General features: G+C 43.8%; 13 protein-coding genes. 4 read left to right on the forward strand and 9 right to left on the reverse strand.

All coding sequences use genetic code 11. The features are described from left to right. Nucleotides 1-7 precede the first annotated feature (7 nt). On the reverse strand, nucleotides 8-1360 hold the full coding sequence (gene gdhA / locus CAG57_RS02055; protein WP_161427872.1) for an NADP-specific glutamate dehydrogenase: 1353 nt from the start codon (nucleotides 1358-1360) through the stop codon (nucleotides 8-10). Between the two features lie 676 nt (nucleotides 1361-2036). Between gdhA and katG the strand changes: the two genes are divergently transcribed. Then, nucleotides 2037-4214, forward strand: coding sequence for a catalase/peroxidase HPI (gene katG / locus CAG57_RS02060; protein ID WP_161427871.1), 2178 nt, complete (start codon nucleotides 2037-2039; stop codon nucleotides 4212-4214). Between the two features lie 103 nt (nucleotides 4215-4317). On the opposite strand, the gene CAG57_RS02065 is transcribed toward katG, so the two are convergent. Both CAG57_RS02065 and CAG57_RS02070 read right to left on the reverse strand, forming a co-directional pair. Beyond that, nucleotides 4318-4965, reverse strand: a complete 648-nt coding sequence (locus CAG57_RS02065) for a DsbA family protein (RefSeq protein ID WP_161427870.1) — start codon at nucleotides 4963-4965, stop codon at nucleotides 4318-4320. Beyond that, nucleotides 4959-5822: an MBL fold metallo-hydrolase gene (locus CAG57_RS02070; protein ID WP_099610916.1), complete on the reverse strand. Its 864-nt coding sequence runs from the start codon at nucleotides 5820-5822 to the stop codon at nucleotides 4959-4961. The genes CAG57_RS02065 and CAG57_RS02070 overlap by 7 nt, the downstream gene beginning before the upstream one ends. A 123-nt stretch (nucleotides 5823-5945) precedes the next feature. On the opposite strand from CAG57_RS02070, the gene CAG57_RS02075 reads away from it, so the two are divergent. Then, entirely contained in the window at nucleotides 5946-6884 is a 939-nt protein-coding gene (locus CAG57_RS02075; protein ID WP_161427869.1) for a LysR family transcriptional regulator, read from the forward strand. Between the two features lie 123 nt (nucleotides 6885-7007). Here CAG57_RS02075 and CAG57_RS16015 read toward each other — a convergent pair whose 3' ends face one another. The 5 genes from CAG57_RS16015 to CAG57_RS02095 form a co-directional block, all read right to left on the reverse strand. Continuing rightward, the gene (locus CAG57_RS16015) at nucleotides 7008-7145 is read right to left on the reverse strand and encodes a hypothetical protein (RefSeq protein ID WP_170887331.1); all 138 of its coding nucleotides are present in this window, start codon (nucleotides 7143-7145) and stop codon (nucleotides 7008-7010) included. Nucleotides 7146-7279: 134 nt separating this feature from the next. Continuing rightward, on the reverse strand, nucleotides 7280-8728 hold the full coding sequence (gnd, locus tag CAG57_RS02080; RefSeq protein WP_161427868.1) for a decarboxylating NADP(+)-dependent phosphogluconate dehydrogenase: 1449 nt from the start codon (nucleotides 8726-8728) through the stop codon (nucleotides 7280-7282). Nucleotides 8729-8741: 13 nt separating this feature from the next. Then, the gene (gene pgl, locus CAG57_RS02085) at nucleotides 8742-9458 is read right to left on the reverse strand and encodes a 6-phosphogluconolactonase (protein WP_099610913.1); all 717 of its coding nucleotides are present in this window, start codon (nucleotides 9456-9458) and stop codon (nucleotides 8742-8744) included. Next, the gene (zwf, locus tag CAG57_RS02090) at nucleotides 9455-10957 is read right to left on the reverse strand and encodes a glucose-6-phosphate dehydrogenase (protein WP_161427875.1); all 1503 of its coding nucleotides are present in this window, start codon (nucleotides 10955-10957) and stop codon (nucleotides 9455-9457) included. The genes pgl and zwf overlap by 4 nt, the downstream gene beginning before the upstream one ends. A gap of 245 nt (nucleotides 10958-11202) precedes the next feature. After that, nucleotides 11203-14076, reverse strand: a complete 2874-nt coding sequence (locus CAG57_RS02095; RefSeq protein ID WP_099610912.1) for an HD domain-containing phosphohydrolase — start codon at nucleotides 14074-14076, stop codon at nucleotides 11203-11205. Nucleotides 14077-14286: 210 nt separating this feature from the next. Here CAG57_RS02095 and CAG57_RS02100 point away from each other — a divergent pair, with 210 nt between their 5' ends. Further along, nucleotides 14287-15042, forward strand: a complete 756-nt coding sequence (locus CAG57_RS02100) for a phosphatase (protein WP_161427658.1) — start codon at nucleotides 14287-14289, stop codon at nucleotides 15040-15042. Between the two features lie 197 nt (nucleotides 15043-15239). Continuing rightward, nucleotides 15240-15629: a cytochrome b562 gene (locus CAG57_RS02105; RefSeq protein ID WP_099610910.1), complete on the forward strand. Its 390-nt coding sequence runs from the start codon at nucleotides 15240-15242 to the stop codon at nucleotides 15627-15629. A gap of 56 nt (nucleotides 15630-15685) precedes the next feature. On the opposite strand, the gene CAG57_RS02110 is transcribed toward CAG57_RS02105, so the two are convergent. Next, nucleotides 15686-16618, reverse strand: a complete 933-nt coding sequence (locus CAG57_RS02110) for a LysR family transcriptional regulator (RefSeq protein WP_161427659.1) — start codon at nucleotides 16616-16618, stop codon at nucleotides 15686-15688. Nucleotides 16619-16806: the final 188 nt, after the last annotated feature.

A 16806-nucleotide genomic window follows, 5' to 3' on the forward strand; every position in this document is an offset into this window, starting at 1 on the left:
GTGATAATCAAACCACACCTTGCTCGATCATTGCGTCAGCGACTTTTCGAAAGCCTGCAATGTTGGCTCCGAGAACCAAATTGTTCGGTTCGCCAAATTCTACTGCCGTATCACGTGCATTGCGGTAGATATTTTTCATGATCACTTTTAATTTTTCATCGACTTTGGCAAAACTCCACGTTTGCATACTGGCATTTTGCGCCATTTCTAGCTGGCTGGTGGCCACGCCTCCTGCATTGGCCGCTTTACCTGGGCCGTAGCAAATGTTTGCATCAAGGAACACTTCTACTGCGTCTTGGGTTGACGGCATGTTTGCACCTTCCGATACCGCGATAACGCCATTGGCCACAAGAGCTTGCGCATCTTGTGCGGTCAGTTCATTTTGTGTGGCACATGGAAAGGCTAAGTCAGCAGGGAAGCGCCAAACTGCATGACCATCGGCTGGATAATCGCTAGCCGGAATATAACGAGCATCAGAATGATACTGTAGGTATTCTGCTAAACGAACTTTACGCACTTCTTTGAGCTCTTTTAAGGTCGCCAAGTTAATGCCTGTTTCATGGTAGAGGGTTCCGCTTGAATCCGAGCATGTAATGGGGCGAGCACCGAGTTCATAGAGCTTTTCAATGGTGTAAATCGCCACATTACCGGCCCCCGAAACTAGACAGGTTTTGCCTGCTAATGATTGATTGTGATCTTCTAGCATGTATTGTGCGAAGTAAACGCACCCATAACCAGTGGCTTCTTTACGAACCAAAGAACCGCCCCAAAGTAGGCTTTTTCCTGTGAATACGCCGTCATAATTACCCGTTAAGCGTTTATATTGACCAAACATATAGCCAATTTCACGTGCTCCAACGCCAATATCGCCTGCTGGAACATCACTTGTCGGGCCAATGTGACGGTACAACTCATTAATAAACGATTGGCAAAAACGCATAATTTCAGCATCCGACTTCCCTTTGGGATCGAAATTTGCGCCCCCTTTTCCACCGCCAATGGGTAAGCCAGTTAAGGCATTCTTAAACACTTGTTCAAAGCCTAAAAATTTGATGATACTGGCATTGACGCTCGGGTGAAAACGTAGTCCACCTTTGTATGGCCCTAAAGCCGAGTTAAATTCAATCCGATAGCCTTTGTTAACTTGCACATTTCCTTGATCATCAACCCAAGGTACACGAAACATAATTTGTCGCTCAGGTTCAACCATCCGTTCGATGATGGCATGCGCTTTGTATTTTTCATTGGTTTCTAAGATGGGTTGTAGTGAGTCTAAGATCTCTTCTACTGCTTGATAAAATTCGGCTTGTGCGGGGCTTGTTTTTTTTAATCTGGCTATAGTGTTATGAATGTAAGTCACGATGATTTCCTTGTGAGATTAATTTGTTGATGTCCTTGATTAGGAAATGATGCCCTCATGGCTTTTCCTAAATTTTTGATAAAATAAGAGTTTTTCGCTCGTTAATGGGTGTTGATGATTCCAGAGCAACCCGTATATGCTATTGAATCATGAAATAAAATGCAGCAAAAATGTGTATAAATGTATTCAACGTCGGAAAAATAAATATTAAGGCTAAAAACCAGCTAAGTATTTTTATGGTGAATACTTTGGTTTCATGTCGCCACTCACAAAATAAAGAGTAAAACGATCTGCTCGCTTGATAAATATCAAAGTTTACTCATTCATGTCACGGGAACAAGGAAAATTTTTTAGGCTCGCCTATCCTTAGTATCGATATGTTTTAAAGGGAGATATTCCCTTTGTGACTTGAAGCGACAGCGGTATTGGCGATGTTGGTTTTCCGCAATCATATAGATTTAGATTGGCTTTTAATAAAAATCAGCCTTTTGGGTGAATTTATCACTTACTTGCCGTTTTCTGGTTACTTCAAGTGGTTTGGGGATAGTGTCTATTAAATTGATAGCTATAGTGTATTAGTGTTTGATTTTTAAATAGCTTAGCCTAGATCTAGATAACCGTTTATGTGTGAAATTACTCGGTAGTCACTGCAGCAATGTATAGCAAGGAGAATAGAATGGAAAATAATGGGATAAATTCAGGTGGTAAGTGCCCAGTCATGCATGGTGGTGTTACCTCTGCCGAGATGTCCAACATGGATTGGTGGCCTAAAGCACTTAATCTTGACATCTTGCATCAACATGACGCAAAAACGAACCCAATGGGGGCTGATTTTAATTACCGTGAAGAATTAAAAAAACTCGATGTTAATGCCTTAAAAAACGACCTGAAAGCGTTAATGACCAATAGCCAAGAGTGGTGGCCAGCTGACTGGGGGCATTATGGCGGTTTAATGATCCGTATGGCTTGGCACTCGGCCGGAACTTATCGTATTGCTGATGGCCGAGGTGGCGCAGGCACCGGCAATCAGCGTTTTGCACCAATAAACTCTTGGCCTGATAATGCTAACTTAGATAAAGCTCGTCGTTTACTTTGGCCAATCAAGCAAAAATACGGCAATAAGATCAGCTGGGCAGATTTGATCATCCTCGCGGGTAACATGGCCTATGAATCGATGGGGCTTAAGACTTTTGGTTTTGCTTTTGGTCGGGAAGATATCTGGCACCCAGAAAAAGATACTTATTGGGGATCAGAAAAAGAGTGGTTGGCACCGAGTGGCGCTAAAAATAGCCGTTATTCTGGCGTTCGTGATCTAGAAAACCCATTAGCGGCAGTCATGATGGGGTTGATTTATGTCAACCCAGAAGGCGTTGATGGCAATCCTGACCCACTGAAAACGGCTCATGATATGCGCGTTACTTTTGAACGTATGGCAATGAACGATGAAGAGACGGTGGCGTTAACCGCTGGTGGTCATACCGTGGGTAAATGTCATGGTAATGGCGACGCGGCCAATTTAGGGCCTGATCCGGAAGGGGCGGAATTAGAAGAACAAGGTTTAGGTTGGATCAATCACACCACACGTGGTGTGGGGCGTAATACGGTCACCAGTGGTATTGAAGGGGCATGGACAACCCATCCAACACAGTGGGATAACGGTTTCTTCTATTTATTGTTTACTTACGATTGGGAATTGAAAAAAAGCCCAGCGGGCGCTTGGCAATGGGAGCCCATCAATATCAAAGAGGAAGATAAGCCAGTTGATGTCGAAGATCCAAGTATTCGCTATAACCCAATCATGACTGACGCCGATATGGCGCTAAAAATGGACCCTGCTTATCGCAAGATTTCTGAGCGTTTTTATCAAGATCCGGCTTATTTCTCTGAGGTGTTTGCTCGTGCTTGGTTCAAACTGACGCACCGTGATATGGGGCCTAAAGCTCGCTATATTGGCCCTGATGTTCCTAAAGAAGATTTGATTTGGCAAGATCCAATCCCAGCGGGACGTAGCGATTATGACGTTGATGCGGTAAAAGCGAAAATTGCCGCCAGCGGCTTAAGTATTAGTGAAATGGTCTCCACCGCTTGGGATAGTGCCCGCACCTTCCGTGGATCCGATAAACGGGGTGGTGCAAATGGTGCGCGGATCCGTCTTGCGCCACAGAAAGATTGGCAAGGTAATGAACCTGAGCGCTTAGCAAAAGTGCTTGCTGTGCTAGAAAACATCGCCAGTGAGTTTGGCATAAGTGTCGCGGATACCATCGTGCTTGCTGGTAATGTCGGAGTTGAAATGGCGGCTAAAGCGGCGGGTGTTGAGGTCAAGGTACCATTTGTTCCTGGGCGTGGCGATGCAACATTAGAGCAAACTGATGTGGCATCATTTGATGTTCTTGAACCCTTATCTGATGGTTTTCGGAATTGGTTGAAGAAAGACTATGTTGTTAGCCCAGAAGAATTGTTGCTTGATCGCGCTCAGCTCATGCGTCTTACCGCACCAGAAATGACCGTATTAATGGGGGGAATGCGCGTATTAGGTACCAACTATGGCGAAACATCGCATGGTGTCTTTACCGACAATGTCGGCGTGTTAAGTAATGACTTTTTCGTGAACTTAACTGATATGCGGTACACTTGGAAACCTAAAGGGCGAAATTTGTATCAAATATGCGAGCGTCAATCTGGCGCAGTCAAATGGACAGCGACGCGAGTCGACTTAGTATTTGGCTCAAACTCTATTCTTCGATCATATGCGGAAGTGTACGCACAAGACGATAACAAAGGAAAATTTGTGCATGACTTTGTTGCGGCTTGGTGCAAAGTGATGAATGCTGATCGTTTTGATCTGATAAAATAGCTTTATCAACGTCAATAGCCCCCAAGTTTGGGGGCTGTTTTTTAAGTGAATGATCGTTTTTCGATTTAATCTGGCCTCAATATTATCGGTCATCCTAACTGGTTTAGGCATGGCTGCCAGATGAGATACCTGTCATTGATTGCCAAAACGCTTGCCACTGATTAAGCTTCCCATAATAAACGCTCGGCTGAACCGAGTGCCACTGGCCATTTGCCTGCTCAATCATCAGTGATGGAAATCCCCGTAGTTGATACTGAGCCATCAGTTGTTGGCTATTGGCAATCGTGGCCGGTAAATCAGATTTGGCTTGCTGCATGGCGTTTTGCCATTTATCGTGTTCAATACCTAATTGGCTTGCTAACTGAGCCAATACTTCTGGCTCGGCAACGGTTAATCCTCGTTGATAATGGGCTTGCTGAATTTTTTTCAACATCGCCAATCCTAGGCCTTGCAATGCTTCCGCGGCGATGATCGCCTGAGCGGTAAGGTAAGAGTCAACGATGAGCGGCTGCTGGCTGGCAATTCGCGAGCGGTACGCTTCACCAAAAACTTGTCCAGTCACCAGGCTAATCTGTTGATCTGCCTCTAATATATGCGCTCGAAACTCGGCGGCCAACTCGGAGCGTGGCAACATGCCACCCGGATGTAACTTGAGTGTGATAGTCGGCATTTCAGCCAGTGTTTCTAGTAGTGGGCTAGCACCGAAACACCAGCCACACATTGGGTCAAAAAAGTAGTGTACTTTTACCATTGCATTTCACCCATATGTACTTTTGCGCCAATCTCTAATGCCATGGGTAAACCGGCTTCAGGATAAAGCTTAAGCATACGTTTGATTAATTGTTGACTATCTTTACTGGTTTGTTTTGCTTGGGCAAAATCCGCTAAATAGCGCTGAGCAAAGCTAATCGCTGAGGCATCTAATTGAGTACCGGCAATCATGTGACCAGGGATCACCACTTCTGGTTTTAAGGCTTGCATACGCTCAAGCTGCTGTGCCCACGCTTGACGGCTGGCATCGCTTTGCGCATCGGCCATCCATAAGTGAACGTTACCGTAGACCGCTACATTGCCCAAAATGGCTTTGTTGGCTGGGATCCACAAGTAAGGGCGATGGGCTAGCTCACCGTCTGCATCGTGGATCTCTATGGTTTGTCCATCAATGGTGAGCGTTTTACCATGATAAGCGGTCGGTAATACTGGTTTCACTGGCGCGTTAGTGCCCATTTTCGGAGCCCAGAATGCTAATTTGCCATCGAGCTTTTCTTCAATTGTCGCGCGAACTCCCGGAGTGGTGAGGACTTTCGCATCAGGGAATAGCTCATGCAATACTTCCGCGCCAAAATAGTAATCCGGATCCGCTTGGCTAATAAAAATCGTGCTTAGGTTTTTACCTGAATCGATGACTTTAGCGGCAATGCGTAAGGCATCGGCTTTGGTAAAGCCAGTATCGATCACCATGGCTTCTGTTGCGCCGTAAACTAAGGTTGAGTTTACATGAAAGCTATTGCCATCGGCGTTGTAAACGTCCAGTGTTAGAGGTTGCTGTGCCGCAAATGCAGTGCTGGTGATCAGTGTCGTTGCGGTCAGTAGAGTCAGTTTTTTCATGATGATTGATCCTAAAATAGAGTATCGAAAGTGGGTTATCGGTTCGGGAGCTATCATACGAATTAGACTTGTTCGGATATATAGCTAATAATTGACATCATTGTTTCTTAAATCGAGCAAATTATGGATCGACTCACGGCAGCAAAAGTTTTTCTAGATGTGGCGATAACTCAAAGCTTTACAGCAACCGCAGAACGTTTAACCATGTCACGGCCAATGGTGACCCGTTATATTGATACCATGGAAAATTGGTTGGCGATTCGATTATTCAACCGGACAACACGGATGGTGTCACTAACGAGCGCTGGTGAGCAATGTTTGCCGGAAATTGAAGCTTGGGTTCAGCAGTCAGAAGTTTTATTACATCAGACAATGAATAAAGAGGATTTGCGTGGCAAGATAAAATTGGCGGCAAGTATGTCTTTTGGTTTTTCGCAGTTAGTGCCTGCCATCAAGACGTTTTTAATAAAGCATCCGTTGGTATCGATTGATATGGAAGTGCAGGATAAAACGGCTGATCTTATTGCTGAGCGAATTGATCTTGCGATCAGGATTGCCTCTAATCCTGACCCTAGTTTGATTGGGCGTAAGATTGCGGAGTGTGAGTCGGTATTGGTCGCCGCTCCAGACTATTTAGCTACTCAGCCTGAGATTACCATTCCGCAAGATTTAGTCTTGCACCGCTGTTTAGGATATAAAAGTGCAGAGCGACATATTTGGCATTTAAGTCAAGGAGAGCAACAGACGTCAGTAGAGGTACAATGTGCATTCAGTGCTAACGAGGCAACGGCACTCTTGAGTGCTGCGATTTATGGAATGGGGGTGAGTTTACAACCGACTTACCTTGTTGCGCGAGCATTAGCGAATGGACAATTAATACGCTTATTACCCGATTGGCAACCACAAACGATGGCAATCTATGCATTATATCCATCACGAAAGCATCTTGCTCCTGCTGTTCGCCATTTGATCGATCATTTGGTCGCAGAGTTTTTACCTGGCGAGTCGCTTTCTAAGCAAGGCATCGGGATGGATAGAGTGTGGCAACCCTTATGTTTGTGAGCCATTTACTAGATTGCGACAACGATATCGGCGAGCTTCGCTGATCGTGTCTTATGCTTGAGTATCACTGCGGGAAGATGCCCCACCATAGTCGCAACAAAAGCGGTTAAGGTGGGGAAGCCGTTAGCAACCGCCTTGTTGCTGCGCCTGTTTAACCATTGCTTGGCGCTGAGTTTCCTTATCCGATGTCCATTCAGTGTTTTGCTGCGTTCCTTCTTCCAATGCTTTAGGAGCAAATACAAAGTACTTATTGAAGGTCATTGTTAATTCTCTCAGTAATAAAAATCAACCAAAAAAATAGAGGATGTTAACTCAGTTAACATCCTCCCTGATGCTTATTTTTTAGGCGTAGATAATAGGGATGAATTTATTTACCGTCAATAGGGCGAGTAAATTTATACATCATAAGTCGTGGAAGCGGTATTACCACCCGTTCCTGTCCAATTGGTATGGAAGAACTCACCACGAGGTCGGTCGATACGTTCATAAGTATGAGCGCCAAAGTAATCACGTTGGGCTTGCAGCAAGTTTGCAGGTAGACGTGCAGTGGTATAACCATCTAAGAAGGTCAATGCCGAGGTGGTGCACGGCATCGGGATTCCGACTTCAAGTGATTTAGCTGCCACTTTACGCCATGCGCCAAGGCAATTATCCAAAATACCTTTGAAGTAGGGATCAGAACCTAAGAATGCAATAGCTGGGTTTGCTGAAAACGCATCACGAATATTACTTAAGAAAGCGGAACGAATGATACAGCCACCACGCCACATTAGCGCTACGTTGCCGTAGTTAAGATCCCAACCATTTTCATTCGAGGCTTCACGCATCAACATAAAACCTTGTGCATAAGAGATGATCTTCGATGCCAATAAGGCTTGACGAAGGGCATCAACCCACGCTTGTTTATCACCTTCAACCGGTGCGATGGTTTTGGTAAATAATTGTTCAGCGGCAACACGTTGATCTTTAAGTGCGGATAAGCAGCGAGAGAATACGGATTCAGTGATTAGCGTCAGCGGAATACCCATGTCTAAGGCATTAATCCCCGTCCATTTACCCGTGCCTTTTTGACCAGCAGTATCAAGAATTTTTTCTACTAATGGTTGGCCATCTTGATCTTTATAGCCAAGGATATCGGCGGTAATTTCAATAAGATAGCTATCAAGTTCGGTTTTGTTCCAATCAGAAAATACCGCTTGCATTTCATCCGCAGACATCCCAAGTCCATCTTTCATAAACTGGTAAGCTTCAGTGATAAGCTGCATGTCACCGTATTCGATACCGTTATGAACCATTTTCACAAAGTGTCCCGCACCATCATTACCGACCCAGTCACAACAAGGTTCTCCAGAATCCGTTTTGGCTGAAATGGCTTGAAAAATAGGTTTTACGGCTGGCCAAGCTTCCTCGGCACCACCCGGCATGATAGAAGGCCCGAAACGTGCACCTTCTTCTCCACCAGAAACACCAGTACCAATAAAGTGAATACCTTTCTCTCGTAGCGCAGCGACTCGGCGGTTGGTGTCTGGGTAGTTAGTATTGCCCCCATCGATAATGATGTCGCCTTTATCGAGTAAAGGAACTAATTGATCGATAAATGCATCCACCACATCTCCAGCTCGTACCATCAGCATGACTTTGCGTGGTGTGGCAAGTTTATCCACTAAGTCTTGTAGTGAGTAAGCACCGACAATCTTGGTGCCTTTGGCTGGGCCTTGTAAAAACTCATCCACTTTCGCGGTAGTACGGTTATAAGCCACCACGTTAAAGCCATGATCATTCATATTTAAGATAAGGTTTTGGCCCATGACTGCTAGGCCGATAACACCGATATCACCTTTCATTTCTTATTCTCCTTTACGCAATTTTTGCTGCTGCGTCTAAATCTAAATACCACTCCGTTGCACCGTGAGATGACTGAATTTTCGCCGCTGGATAAGGGAGAGCTACGGCTGGAGTGGTGTGAATTTGATGGACGATCTCGGCTTTACTTGAGCCCAGAACAAGGTAACTAATCCGTTTTGCCGCTTCTAATACTTTTGCTGTTTTAGAAATACGAAGTTGCCCCGATTCTGGATGAGTGGCCACGACCGATAGCTGTTCATCTTGATAGTTGGTCAGGTTAGGAAAGAGCGATGCGGTATGTCCATCAGCGCCGACTCCCAATAGAATCCAATCAAAAACTGGGACGCCATTTTCCACCGGAACGATTTGCGTCATTTCTTCGGCAAAACGTTTTGCTTCGGCATGGGGTTCATTTTCGCCTAAAATACGGTGGATATTTTCCGCGGGAATGTTGATTTGGCTAAATAAAAGCGTGTTCGCTTCGCCATAGTTACTTTCGGCATCATCGGGAGCCACACAGCGCTCATCACCCCACCAAAAATGTAAGTTTTGCCATTGAATGTTGGAGGCGTACGGTTGAGAAGCCAACAATTTAAACAACATCTTCGGTGTGCTGCCGCCAGAAAGAGAGATATGTATTGGCTGGCCTTGTTGGCTGTATGCCTGTAAGTCCTTCGCTAAGGATTCAACAACCGCGTTTGCCGTTGGAAAAATCTTATTTTTAATCATAATTCGCAATAATCCGTATCGGTTAAATTTTTACATGGGAAGCGCCATTCACGGCCATCTCGCTGTAATAAATCATCTGACTCTTTGGGCCCCCAAGTGCCACAAGCATAGCCATAAAGTGATTGGGGATCTTGTTTAAAATCTAAAATAGGCTGCACAAATTTCCAACAGGCTTCTACCGCGTCAGTTCTTGCAAACAAGGTCGCATCACCGTTAAGAGCATCAAGTAATAGACGCTCATAAGCTGTCAGCATTTTTTTCTCAGAGAGTGACGTGTAGTGAAAGTCCATTGCGACTTCTTTGGCTTTAAAACCAGCACCTGGCTCTTTTAATCCAAAGCTCATCTGAATACCTTCATCAGGCTGAATACGGATGATTAATTTATTTTCTGGCGCATTGTGAGCAAAAACTGGGTGGGGTGTACGTTTGAAATGGATGACGACTTCAGTGACTCGAGTCGGCAGACGTTTACCTGAGCGCACGTAAAAAGGTACACCATTCCAACGCCAGTTATTAATAAACATTTTCAAAGCAATATACGTTTCAGTACGAGAATCATCGGCCACGCCTGGCTCATTTCGATAACTGGGTAAAAACTTACCTCGTACTTCTGATTCTGTGTATTGACCGAGTACTAGGTTATTTCGTAGATCTTGTTCAGACAGTGGTTGTAAGCTCTGCAACACTTTATTCACTTCATTACGAATGGCATTGGCATTAATTTCAGCCGGAGGCTCCATACTCATCATAGCCAGTACTTGGAGTAAATGGTTTTGGAACATATCACGCACTGCACCGGAACCATCGTAATAACCGCCACGCTCTTCGACGCCAAGAAATTCTGCGCCAGTAATTTCGACATAGTCGATAAAATTCCGGTTCCATAATGGCTCAAACATACCGTTGGCAAAGCGGAAAACCAGTAAGTTTTGGACGGTTTCTTTGCCTAAGTAATGATCAATTCGGTAGATTTGGTGTTCGGAAAAATAGCGGTGGATTTCGATATCCAATGCCTGTGCAGATTTTAAATCATAACCAAATGGTTTTTCGATAACTAATCGTTTCCAGCCATTTTGTTCACTATTTAATCCGTGAGCGGCCAAATTACTCGGGATGACACCATATAAGCTGGGTGGGGTAGCAAGATAAAACAGCGTATTACGCTTGGTTTGTTGATATTGCAGCGCAAGTTGATCAAGGCGTGTCGATAACTTGGCATAATCATCAACGTTTGAAGTGTCAATGGCTTGATAGTGAAGGTGTTCACTGAAAGCATCAAGAATGGCGGGTTCGGTTTTTTCTAACTCTTGCAGGGAGCGTGTTAATTTTTCTCGATAAGTTTGATCGCTATATTCCGTTCGACTAACACCTAAAATACAAAAGGATTCAGGAAGTTGTTTGCTTGCATATAAATGATATAAAGCAGGAACTAACTTACGGTAGGTGAGATCTCCCGATGCACCAAAAATAACGATGCAGCTGTTTTCAGGTATTACCATCATCTTTCCCTTAAAAACGAAGTACTTAGTATGCGCCAACTCTAGGATTGTTGACTTTAGCAGCGCAGTACACGTATAAAAAGTAGTTTTTGGCTATCATGCTCATAGTCAAAACCGATATCCAGATCACACAGTGAGTGAAATGGCTACCGTTCTTTGGCAGGTATTGTCTACGACAATTTGACATACATCAACTATTGATGACGCAATCGATTAAATATTGAGTGTTCAAAGTGCGAGATAAATTAAAACTGGTCGCGTAAATAAGTTTTCACGGCTTGAATGTGTTGATCAATCGCGACTTGGTCTCGTTGTGCTTCATCGAGAAATTGATCGGCATAGGTTTGGTACACCTTCTGTTCTAAAAAAAGTAGGTAAAGTTTTGGATCAATATGGCCACTGGTCGCCATGGTCGTCATGATGTCTATCGATTCGGTGAGTGTTTTGGCTTTTTTATATGGCCTATCACTCGATGTCAGTGCTTCGAAAACATCGGCGATGGCCATAATGCGAGCTGGAATGGAAAGTTGTTGTTCATTTAATCCTCTTGGGTAGCCTTTTCCATCCATTCGTTCATGATGTCCTCCTGCAATGTCGGGCACATTTTTGAGATGTTCTGGATAGGGAAGACGTTTTAGCATGACAATTGTTTGAATAATATGGTCATTGATCATAAAGCGTTCTTCCTCGGTTAAGGTGCCGCGGCGCACACTGAGGTTATACAGCTCACCGCGGTTATAGCGCAGCGGTTTGGGCTTAAGTACAAAGCCTTCTTGTTCTATTGTTGCTAGTGGAGCGCTATCCCATTTTATTTGATGAACCACTTTATCAGCCAGAACGTTTTCCATCACTGGCAAGGTGGGTTTGTTGCGATGACGCTGAGCTTCCAGCCAAGAGATACCGATTTGATCATCTAAGGTGCGCTTCCATTGTCGTTGAGCAATCTGTCCAAGTCGGGCGATATCTTGCTCCGTCATTGATTCACTGCCAATATTGCACTGTGCGACAAAGGTAAATTCATCATCAAGCGTCTGGTGTTGTTTGGTGAGTGTTTTTTGTAGAGTGACGGGATTACCACCGTTAGCGATGGCTTGCCAGTAATCGGCTTCAGCTTGTACTTTCAGCAATTCAAAACGCATACGTATTTCGTGGATTCGGTCATAAATCGTCTCAAGTTTGGTCGCTTTATCGACCACATATTCGGGCGTGGTGACTTTCCCGCAATCGTGCATCCAAGCGGCGAGCATTAATTCTTCCCACTGTTCGGTAGATAAGATGAAGTCGGGGAAATAACGCTTATCTTTAGTTGCGGCTTTGGCGAGCATTTGGGTCAATTCAGGCACTCGTTGACAATGGCCTCCTGTATAGGGAGATTTAGTATCAATGGCCGAGGCGATTAAGGTAATAAAAGCATTCAGCATCTCTTTTTGCTGCTGCATTTTATCAATATTATCTTTGGCAATTTCTGCAAAGCTAAGCACTTCACGCAGGAACGCGTGTTTGTCAAGTTGCGATTTTTTGATTGCCCGTTCGTACCCCAAATTCAGTACACCAATCAGTTGACGTGATTTATTAATTAATGGAAACAGATAAATATCGCTATTAAATAGCTGATCTTTATAAGGGAATAATACATTGTCGTTACGATTTAAATGTATGATTTGTCCTTGACGTAGCTTGGTCAATAGCCAAGGTGTGCTTTGTACTAAGGTATTGATGTCAATTTTAAATGGTATGATTGCGTGGTTGGCGGCGGTGGTGAACTGCTGCTGATCGTGGTTATAGGTATAAAGTAAAATAGTTTCAGCCTTCGTGATCAAATAACCTTGATGAGTAATGGTTTTCGCAAAAACGTCAAAGTCTTGGTTAGAGGCAGCATCACGCAGTAGGCGTAATAAGTCATGCAGCGTGTGTTCCATCAATTCGATCGATTTCGTTAGATCGGCAACTTCTTTAATGATGCTTTTGGGATAGCGAGTTTTTTGGAAATCAAAACGAGAAATGTTACCGGTTTGCACGACTAAATCACTGAGTGGCTTGGCAATTCTATTCGAAACAAACCGGACAAAAAGAAAACTAATACTCAACATGAACAAAGCTAAGAATATTTGTTTATCCCGAATGCTTAATAAGGTTGCCATTAGGTCATTTTCTGGGGTTGCATGGGCAAGAATTAGGTTTACCTCTGGGCTTAACTTAATCAAGGAGTTTGCTCCAATCCAGGATTGATCCGCAAAAGTGAAGGTTTTCAGCGTACTTTTCTTGGCTGCTTCTGATGTTAAATTGGCAAAGATACTGGATGAAAACGGGGTTTGATCTCCTGAGCTAGGTTCACGGAATGTCATTGAAGTGTTGTGCTGTGCCAATAGTTGGAAATTTTGATCAAAGAGTGCCAGTTGAGTATTGGCGGTATAAGCGATGTTTGACAACTGTTCTGAGAGGCCATCTAGGGTGAAATCGGCACCCACCACTTTTTTTTGATCCAAGGATCGGCGCGAGAGCGATACACCGTACTGATTGATAAAGTAAAAAAAATAAGGTTCAGTCAGGCGGATAGCACCATCACTTTTTGCATTCACAAACCACGGGCGGACACGTGGATCAAATGGTGTGTCGTGATGTTCTGTTTGTTGAATAGGAATAAAGTGTTGATCTAAAAAGGTGATGCGGCTATATCCATTGACTAGTGTTTCATTAATCAGTAAGTGAGCTTCTTGCGGAGCTTGATAACGTTGTTTGCTCTGTTCGTTAAATAAAGGAACCAGCATGGTGAAATCGCCATTTTCATTGCCGAAATAAACCGTTACTAAATATGGATTTTGCTGAAAAATTAGATTTAATGCGTTGAGTGAGCGAATGTCTTCATCAATAGGATAGTGCCCATCAATAAAATGGCTGAAGGCCATAAAATCAAGCGTGGTGATGATTGGGGCAATACCTTGCTGGAAAGTCTGCTCTATTTTTTCTCGTTTTTCTTGATGGCTCTGTGTCAGGCTAACTTGAACCAGTTGTTTAGAATAATGGGAGCCCACCATAATAAGTATCATGCCAATAAACACAACCAGTACCATGAATAGTGTACTGATTTGTATGCTGAGGGAGAAATAGCGCTTCACCATGATCACATCCTAAGTTAGGTCATGGATTAAGTATTGTTCAGGTCGATTGAGTTGCCAAGCGGATGGAGTGATTGTGTGAATCTCACCCAAGATGACGGAGGGCGAGATTTGATCCGATATATGACATTGAAAGGGCCTCTGGGTATACGATTGGTAAGCTGATTCTCAGGCTGGTAAACTGTTCACCTGCTAAATATAAGGGAGTTGGTTATGAAACTTGCGGTCGATACTCATACACACACATACGCTAGTGGTCACGCTTATAGTACGTTAATCGAAAATGCTAAAGCGGCGCAAGAAAAAGGGCTGCAGATGTTCTGTACTACCGATCATGCTGAGTCGATGCCTGGGGCTCCTCATTATTGGTTTTTTGCCAATCAACGAATTTTACCCCGCTTTTTACATGATGTAGCGATTATTCGAGGAATAGAATCAAATATTCTTAATGTACAAGGTGAGGTGGATCTTCACCCTTCCGTTGATCAACATCTAGATTGGGTTATCGCTAGTTTTCATGAGCCAGTTTTTCAGCCGAGTACCCAAGCTGTTCATACCCAAGCGCTGATCAACACGATAAAAAGCGGTCGGGTAGATGCATTAGGACACTTAGGCAATCCCAATTTTGATTTTGACTTTGAAACCGTGATTAAGTGTGCGGCAGAGTATAATGTTGCAATAGAAATTAATAACAGTACCTTAAAAGGACATAGTCGAGTGGGCAGTGTTGAGCGTTGTTATCATATCGCTGAAATAGCCAAATCGGTGGGAGCCTGGATCACAACAGGGAGTGACGCGCACTTTTGTCATGACGTCGGCAATTTAACGCTCGCGAGTGAATTATTAGATAAGGTTGGTGTGAAGCCATCCAGCGTTATTACTCATTGCCCGCAACAATTTTTGGCCTTTCTTGCACTACGCGGACGCCAGCCTATTTCTGAATATCAATCTATTTTTGAATATCAATAAAGGTAAATATGTCTGGTTTTTTGATCGGTTGTTTAAGCAAAATAGGTATATCCCCTTTTACTTGAAGACGCAGTGGTGCTAGCTGTTTTCGTTTACCCCAATCACATAGTTGGTCTATGTTAATGGGGATAAACTCCTTTGCCGCCTACCGGCAACTGCAAGTCGTTTGGACATAGACATTATAAGGAAGTTATACAATGAAAAAACGTTTACTGTTGAGTACGGGACTATTATTAGTCGCTAGTCAGGCATGGGCGGCTAATATGGATCTGAAACCACTCATGCAACAGATGAAATTGGAATTTAAGGCCGCAGCAGAAGCGCAAACTGTTGAAGACATGCAAGTGCCCATTGCACAGTTGAGCGTGTTGGTAACACAAGCAAAACAGGCGCAATACCCACCAGAAAGAGCAAGTATTTATCAAGAAGGGTTTAACAAGCTGACGGTGGCCTTAGATCAAGTGACGAATGAACTCTCAGCAGGTGAATTTGATGCGGCTAAACGGTCACTAAAAGAAGTCGATGATCTTCGTATTGAATATCATGAGAAAAAAAAGCCGAGTCTGTGGCAACGTTTATTTGGCTAGCGGTTAGGCGATGATAATGATTCTCCCATCGCCCATGTGCGTTTGGGGATGGGGAATCATTTTGCTGGTGTTGCTAATTTAGGTTTGAGGTGCAGCAGAATAAAATCAATAAAGACGCGTAATCGAGCGGGCATATATTTGGTTTGAGCATACTGCATGGCAATGGCTCCGTGGTAGTTACTTTTTATCGTCCAATCTGGTAGTAATTGAACCACTTCCCCCTTTACTAAAGCATTTTGTATAACAAAATCATGGAAAATTCCAATTCCCAGTCCACTTTTTACTGCATTTAGGCGCATTTGCGAATGGTTGACGGCATAGCGACCTGAAATGGGCACGGTATGGAATTCATCCTCTTTAAGAAAATCCCAAATATGATCGTGTTCCGTCTCTGCAAGATATAAGCAATCATGCTCTTTCAACTCTGTTGGGTGACAAGGCGTGCCTCGCTCCTGCAAATAGGTAGGGCTCGCGCACAGCACTAAGTTTGTTTTGCACAATTCACGTAGCACTAAATTTTCATCGGGTTTATCTGTTAGTTTAAAAGCCACATCGATGTTATGGCGGAACAGATCAATCTCTCCATCGATAACCCGCAATTTGAGCTGAATGAGAGGGTACTGCTTGAGGAAAGGAATGACGAAAGGCTGGAGAACCGAATTAAGAAAGGCTTCGGGAGCTGCAATCGTTAATGCTCCAGAGGGTTCAGTATGGTCAGCATGAGATAATTCAAAAGCTTGCTGGGCGGCATTAACCATCACTAAGCACTGATCATAGACTCTTTGTCCGGCTTGAGTAATGACCAGTTTGCGGGTCGTTCTTTCAAATAATTTAACAGAAAGCGCCAGTTCTAGGCGAGTAATCAGCTTGCTCAATGCTGATGGCGTAACCCCCAGTTTTTGGGCGGCAGCAGTAAAGCTACCTTCATTAACCACTAAAATAAAAGTGGCTAGATCTGGGAGTAGGCTGATGAGTTTCGTATTAAGCATAATGGGTGTGCTTACTCTGATAAATTGCTAATAGGAGTTTATAACCATCTATCGATAGGATAGTTGTATGGCTAAATTATTCGCTTTTATTATGTTTTTATTTTTATTTATCAATATCCCCTTCCTACTTGAAGCTGCACGGGTGTTGGCTACGTTCTTTCACCCCAATCAACTAGCCTGTCTATGCT

The sequence above is a fragment of the Vibrio sp. V30_P3S12P165 genome, from assembly GCF_009904905.1.
GTDB lineage: Bacteria > Pseudomonadota > Gammaproteobacteria > Enterobacterales > Vibrionaceae > Vibrio > Vibrio fujianensis.

Coding starts and splice junctions, on each gene's coding strand:
- CAG57_RS02100 (WP_161427658.1), top strand. CDS start 14,287: ATGAAACTTGCGGTCGATACTCATACACACACATACGCTAGTGGTCAC.
- CAG57_RS02105 (WP_099610910.1), top strand. CDS start 15,240: ATGAAAAAACGTTTACTGTTGAGTACGGGACTATTATTAGTCGCTAGT.
- CAG57_RS02070 (WP_099610916.1), bottom strand. CDS start 5,822: ATGAAAAAACTGACTCTACTGACCGCAACGACACTGATCACCAGCACT.
- CAG57_RS02075 (WP_161427869.1), top strand. CDS start 5,946: ATGGATCGACTCACGGCAGCAAAAGTTTTTCTAGATGTGGCGATAACT.
- zwf (WP_161427875.1), bottom strand. CDS start 10,957: ATGGTAATACCTGAAAACAGCTGCATCGTTATTTTTGGTGCATCGGGA.
- katG (WP_161427871.1), top strand. CDS start 2,037: ATGGAAAATAATGGGATAAATTCAGGTGGTAAGTGCCCAGTCATGCAT.
- pgl (WP_099610913.1), bottom strand. CDS start 9,458: ATGATTAAAAATAAGATTTTTCCAACGGCAAACGCGGTTGTTGAATCC.
- CAG57_RS02095 (WP_099610912.1), bottom strand. CDS start 14,076: ATGGTGAAGCGCTATTTCTCCCTCAGCATACAAATCAGTACACTATTC.
- CAG57_RS02110 (WP_161427659.1), bottom strand. CDS start 16,618: ATGCTTAATACGAAACTCATCAGCCTACTCCCAGATCTAGCCACTTTT.
- gnd (WP_161427868.1), bottom strand. CDS start 8,728: ATGAAAGGTGATATCGGTGTTATCGGCCTAGCAGTCATGGGCCAAAAC.
- CAG57_RS16015 (WP_170887331.1), bottom strand. CDS start 7,145: ATGACCTTCAATAAGTACTTTGTATTTGCTCCTAAAGCATTGGAAGAA.
- CAG57_RS02065 (WP_161427870.1), bottom strand. CDS start 4,965: ATGGTAAAAGTACACTACTTTTTTGACCCAATGTGTGGCTGGTGTTTC.